The organism is Pseudomonas bananamidigenes (genome assembly GCF_001679645.1).
In the GTDB taxonomy this organism is placed as follows: Bacteria; Pseudomonadota; Gammaproteobacteria; order Pseudomonadales; family Pseudomonadaceae; genus Aquipseudomonas; species Aquipseudomonas bananamidigenes.
This window is the reverse complement of record NZ_LRUN01000003.1, coordinates 37,329-42,724: the sequence shown is the minus strand read 5'-3', so window position 1 is coordinate 42,724 and position 5,396 is coordinate 37,329. Positions and strand designations below refer to the sequence as shown.

General features: G+C 62.1%; 3 protein-coding genes. 1 reads left to right on the top strand and 2 read right to left on the bottom strand.

Features of this window, described 5'->3' with window-relative positions; genetic code table 11:
- The first annotated feature begins 64 nt into the window (after positions 1-64).
- Positions 65-1,024, top strand: a complete 960-nt coding sequence (locus BBF94_RS02230; RefSeq protein ID WP_065257429.1) for an alpha/beta hydrolase — start codon at positions 65-67, stop codon at positions 1,022-1,024.
- Positions 1,025-1,148: 124 nt separating this feature from the next.
- Here BBF94_RS02230 and BBF94_RS02225 read toward each other — a convergent pair whose 3' ends face one another.
- Together BBF94_RS02225 and BBF94_RS02220 are read right to left on the bottom strand one after the other, a co-directional pair.
- Positions 1,149-3,608 (bottom strand): TonB-dependent siderophore receptor, encoded by a 2,460-nt coding sequence (locus BBF94_RS02225; protein WP_065257428.1) that lies wholly within the window; start codon positions 3,606-3,608, stop codon positions 1,149-1,151.
- A 118-nt stretch (positions 3,609-3,726) separates the two neighbouring features.
- Positions 3,727-5,376, bottom strand: a complete 1,650-nt coding sequence (locus BBF94_RS02220) for a cyclic peptide export ABC transporter (protein ID WP_065257427.1) — start codon at positions 5,374-5,376, stop codon at positions 3,727-3,729.
- Positions 5,377-5,396: the final 20 nt, after the last annotated feature.

The following is a 5,396-nucleotide window of genomic DNA, read 5'->3' as shown; positions in this document are numbered from 1 at the left end:
AACCCGCTCTGTCATTGCAAACACGACTCGCGCCTATGGCGCCCGAGTCGTCTGGAGAAATTGAATGTCGTTGAATCCTGATATCGCCGCGTTCCTGCAACTGGTCGGCAATGGCCGTGCCAGCGGCAAACGCGTGGGCATGCATGAGCTGACCCCGGAACAGGCCCGCGAGCAGTTCGATCAGTCGTCGCTGCTGATGGACGCCGGTGGCGAAGACCTTGCTGCGGTCGATGAGCTGCAATTGCCGGTGCGCGACGGTTCGCTGCTGGACGCGCGGATCTACAGTAATCAGCCGTTGAAAGCCGGGGCCGGACGCCCGGCGTTGTTGTATTTCCACGGCGGCGGTTATGTGGTCGGCAGCCTCGACTCCCATGATTCGCTGTGCCGGGCGCTGGCGTCGATGGCCGATTGTGTGGTGCTTTCGGTGGCCTATCGACTGGCGCCGGCGTTCCGTTTTCCCACCGCGGCGGACGATGCACAGGACGCCTGGAACTGGCTGGTGGCCAGTGCTCGGGACCTGGGGCTGGACACTGACCGTCTGGCGATTGCCGGCGACAGCGTCGGTGGCAGTCTGGCCACGGTGCTGGCTGCGCAATTGGCGGGTGCTCCGGTGCAGCCGCGTTTGCAGGTGCTGATCTACCCGGTCACCGACGCCAGTCGCAGCACGCCCACCATCGAGCGTTATGCCGAGGGCTATCTGCTGGAGAAGGCCTCGCTGAACTGGTTTTACGACCACTATCAGCGTGAGGCGGCCGACCGTCTCGATCCGCGCTTTTCGCCGTTGCTGGGTGAGGTTCCGGCCCATATGGCACCGGCGTTGCTGGTGCTGGCCGAGTGCGATCCGCTGCACGACGAAGGCGTGGCGTACGCCCGGCATTTGCAGGCGGCGGGTGTCGGAGTCGAGTTGAAGGTGTACGAAGGCATGACCCATGACTTCCTGCGCATGGGCGCGATCATCGATGAAGCCGAGGAGGCGCAGCAGCACATTGCCGAGCGGTTGGCGCAGGTGTTTGCGGTGGGGTAGCGCGGGTTATTCGAGGGACTGAAAAGGGCCGCTGTCTGCGGCCCTTTTCTTTTGTCCGGGATTTGCATTCGGGCAGACAGCAAAACGCCGGCAGACGCCGGCGTTTTGTCTGGCGCCGAGCGTGTTACCAGTTGTAGGTCACGTCGGCGGTCATGGTGCGGCCTTCGCCGTAGTAGCAGTCCAGGGTGCTGTTGCAGCTGGCGACGTACTTTTTGTCGGCGAGGTTTTCCAGGTTCATCTTCACTTTCACGCCTTTGACGTGCAGCGGCGATTTCTCCAGGTCGTAGGAGACCATGGCGTCATATACGGTATAGGACGGGATCTGGAAGGAATCCTCCTCGTAGTCCGAGCCGTAGCTGCTGCGCACGTAGCGGGTACCCAGGCCCATGCCCAGACCGGCCAGCGGGGTGGAGACGTCGAAGTCGTAGTTGACCCACGCCGAGGCGGTCAGCGGCGGGCTCATGGCCAGGGTGCGGCCTTCGCGACCGTCGTTGACGCTGCGCCATTTGATCTGGTTGCGCGACACCGAAGCCAGCACACGCAGGTTCTGGGTGACGTTGACCTTGCCTTCCAGTTCCACGCCGCGCGAGCGCACCGAACCGCTCTGGCTGCTGAAGCCCGGGTTCTGCAGATCGTTGGTCAGCATGTTGTTCTGATCGATCTGGTAAGCCGACAGCTGGATGAAGCCGTCGACGAAGCTTGGCTCGTACTTGATACCGACTTCGTACTGCTTGCCCTCGGTCGGTTCGAACGGACGGCCGTTCATGTCGGCGCCGGTCTGTGGCAGGAACGATTCGGCGTAGCTGACGTACGGTGTCAGACCGTTTTCGAACTCGTAGCCAAAGCCTGCGCGTCCGGTGAACTTCTCGTCCTTGATGTTCGAACGGTTGCCGCCCAGCGGTTCCTTGTTGATGGTCTCGGCGAAGTCGTAGCGACCGCCGACGGTCAGGAACCACTGGTTCCAGCGCATCTGATCCTGGGTGTACAGGCCGGTCTGCTTGATCGTGTTGTCCCAACGGTAAGGCTGGCGGAAGTTGAACTCGCTGCCGTAGACCGGTTTGTACAGGTCGATGGCCGGTCCGGTCCGGTCATAGCGACCGAGGAACTTGGAGTTGAAGTGGTAGTAGTCCACGCCCAGCAGCAGGGTGTGATCCAGCTCGCCGGTCTTGAATTTGGCCTGGGCGATGTTATCGACACCGAAGACCTTGTTGTCCTGGGCCCAGTCCACGCCAAAGCGGGTCTGACGGCTTTCGTCATCGGCACCGGTGACCGGATTCGGTTCGAAGGAATAGCCGTGCAGCGGCGCGATGTAACGGTCGTTGAGCTGCGCGTAACGGGCGTTCTGCTTGAGGGTCCAGACGTCGTTGAGTTCGTGGGAGATCTCGTAGCCGAGCACGAACTGTTCGCGGTCGTACTTGTTCACGTTCGGCTCGCCGAGGAACAGGCTGCGGCTGATGCGACCGTTGGCGCTGCGGTACACGGTGCCGTTGGCCGGCAGGCCCTGGGCTTCCGGGGTGTCGTGGTCTTTCTGGTACTGGCCGTACAGGGTGATGCTGGTGCGGTCGTTCGGCAGCCAGGTCAGGCTGGGCGCGAGCATCATGCGTTTCTGGTCGGCGTAGTCGATCTGCGAGTTGCTGTCGTTGACCACACCGGTCAGGCGATAAAGCAGTTCGCCCTGGTCGTCGAGCGGGCCGCCGAGGTCGAAGGCGCCGTATTTGCGGTCGTAGCTGCCGCCACCGACGATCACTTCATGCAGCGGTGTGGCGGTCGGACGCTTGCTGACCATGTTGACGATACCGCCCGGCTGGTTCTGGCCATACAGCACCGACGCCGGTCCCTTGAGCACTTCGATGCGCTCCAGGCTGTACGGATCGATCTGCAGCGAACCACCGGTGCTGCCACCGCCGTAGGGCAGGTGCAGGCCGTCGAGGTACAGCGGGGTTGGCGAGAAGCCGCGAGACGTCGGCTCATCGAAGATCTTCACCCGGTCGGAGAAGCCGCCGCCGGTCATGCCGGCGGTGTAGCGCAGGGCTTCGGTGACAGATTGCGAGCCGCGCATCTTGATTTCGTCCTGGGTGACGACGTTGATGGTCTGCGGGATTTCCTTCAGCGCGGTATCGGTCTTGGAACCGGTGGCGCTGCGTTTGGCGACGATCCCGTCCACCGGACCCCAGGCCGATTCGCCGGCGGCGGTGATGCTGGTCGGTGCCAGGTCAAGGGCCGCGCCGTTGCTGCGGGCGCGCAACGATACATTGTTGCCCTGCACGCTGTAGGCGATGTCGGTGCCCTGCAGCAATTGCGCGATGGCGGCGGTCGGCTCCAGGCTGCCACTGACGGCGGTGCTGCGCAGGCCGCTGACGTCGTCCGGGCTGTAGAGCACTTGCAGATTGGTCTGGCGACCGAATTCCTGCAGTGCGCTCCCCAGCGACTGTGCAGGAATATTGATCGCCACCGCTGCGGCCTGCACCTGACCGATCACCGGCAGGGTCAACGCCAGGGCGCAAAAAGCGGGAAGGGTAGTGCGCAAGGAGCGGCGGATCAGCAGAGCCTTGGCGAGCGGGTGGAGTCCGTGCGGTGCGGGCATTGTTCTTCTACTCTTGAAAGTGTTGACTGAGAACGATTTCTATTAACTGTATGTAAGACGTTGAGCCTCCCGAAAACCGGAAAGGCCCGACGCACTTTTTTTTACAGACGTTTCACAATCAGGCGGGTTGCAGCTCGGTGACCACTTTGCCGGCGTTCATGCGCACCAGTTGGTCGGCGACGTCGAAGTAACGATCGTCGTGGGAAATGACGATGATGGTCTTGCCCAGACGCTTCAGGTCCGGCAGCAGTTCGGTGTAGAAGATCCGCCGGAACGTCGGATCCTGGTCGGCGGCCCACTCGTCGAACACCAGCACCGGACGCTCTTCCAGCCATGCGTTGATCAGCGCCAGACGCTTGCGCTGGCCGGTGGACAGATCGGTGGTGGTGAAGGCGCCGTCGCGCACGCTGACCTTGTGCGCGATCTCCAGGCGTTCGAGGTATTTGTTCGCGTCCTGCGGAATATGCGTGTCGCCCTGCACCACGTCGTCGAACAGGTAATAGTCGGCGAAGATCGTGGTGAACAGCTGGCGATAATCATCACGGGTGAGGGCGGTGACGACCTGACCGTTGAGGCGGATTTCGCCTTGCTGCGGCGCATACAGGCCCAACAGCAACTTGATCAGGGTGGTCTTGCCGCAGCCGTTTTCGCCGACGATGAAAATGATGTCGCCCTGATCGATCTTCAGGTTCACCGGCCCCAGACGGAACGGTGCCGCGCCTTCCACGGTGGGGAAACTGTACGAAACATCGGTCAATTCCAGACTGTGCGCCGGGGTTTTCCGGTTGCCCTGATCGTTGAGCAGCAAGTGCGGTTCGGGCGAAGAAAACTGCTCGGAGAGTTCGGCGATCCGGCGGAAGGCGATCTGTGCACGACCGACAATCGGCAACGCCGCCATGACGTGTTCCAGCGGCCCTTTCATGTACAGCAGCACCAGCACAAAGCCGCTCATCACCGCTTTGTCGGCGCTCGGCCACAGCGATTGCAGGGCCAGCGCCAAGCCGATCACCACGAAGAACAGCATCGAGCCGAGGGTCTTGGCGATCACGTAAATGTTCACCGAACGCACCTGGGTGTCGCAGATCCGGTCGGCGGTGCTCTGGATGCCTGAAACGAACATGCGGTGGCGACGTGGGCGGTGGATGCGCAGTTCCTTGGCGCCTTCGGCAATCGCGTTGTAGTTTTTTTGCAAGTCGTCTTCGTGGTCGCGGGCCTCCATGAAACCCTGCATGCCACGGCCCTGGGCCATGTACTGAATGATCGTGCCGATCAGGACCGCCACCGCCATCATCAGGAACATCGGCCACGACAGCATCGCCAGATAACCCATGCAGCCGAGGGTGACAGTCATGGAGATGGCCAGGGGCGAAAAGGCGAAAGCAAAGTCACTGATGGTGTCGACGTCGTGGGTCAGCACCGGGATCAGTCGATGGCTGCGGTAGCGTTCGATCTGCTCGATGGGCGCCGACAGCACCTTTTCGCCGAGTTCCTTGCGCAGCCTGGCGATGATGTGCTGGCCGACGAAGTTGGTGCCGATGTCGGAGAAGATCGAGCTGGCCAGGGCCAGCAGGCACAGGCCGGCGAACACCGCGACCACTGTGCTGGTGAGGCCGGCTTCGGAATGCAGCGCGTTATTGATCGTCGCCAGCAACGCCGTGACGCTCAGGCCGCCGACCATGCCGAGCAGGATCGAGCCGGCAACGATCAGCCGAAAGGGTTTGAGCAGGGCGAACAATTCATTGATCACCCCGCGTGTTGGTTTGCTCATGGAGGTTCCCTGCGTGAAAG

Excerpts from the sequence above, each read along its gene's own strand:
- BBF94_RS02230 (WP_065257429.1), top strand. The coding sequence starts at position 65 with ATGTCGTTGAATCCTGATATCGCCGCGTTCCTGCAACTGGTCGGCAAT.
- BBF94_RS02225 (WP_065257428.1), bottom strand. The coding sequence starts at position 3,608 with ATGCCCGCACCGCACGGACTCCACCCGCTCGCCAAGGCTCTGCTGATC.
- BBF94_RS02220 (WP_065257427.1), bottom strand. The coding sequence starts at position 5,376 with ATGAGCAAACCAACACGCGGGGTGATCAATGAATTGTTCGCCCTGCTC.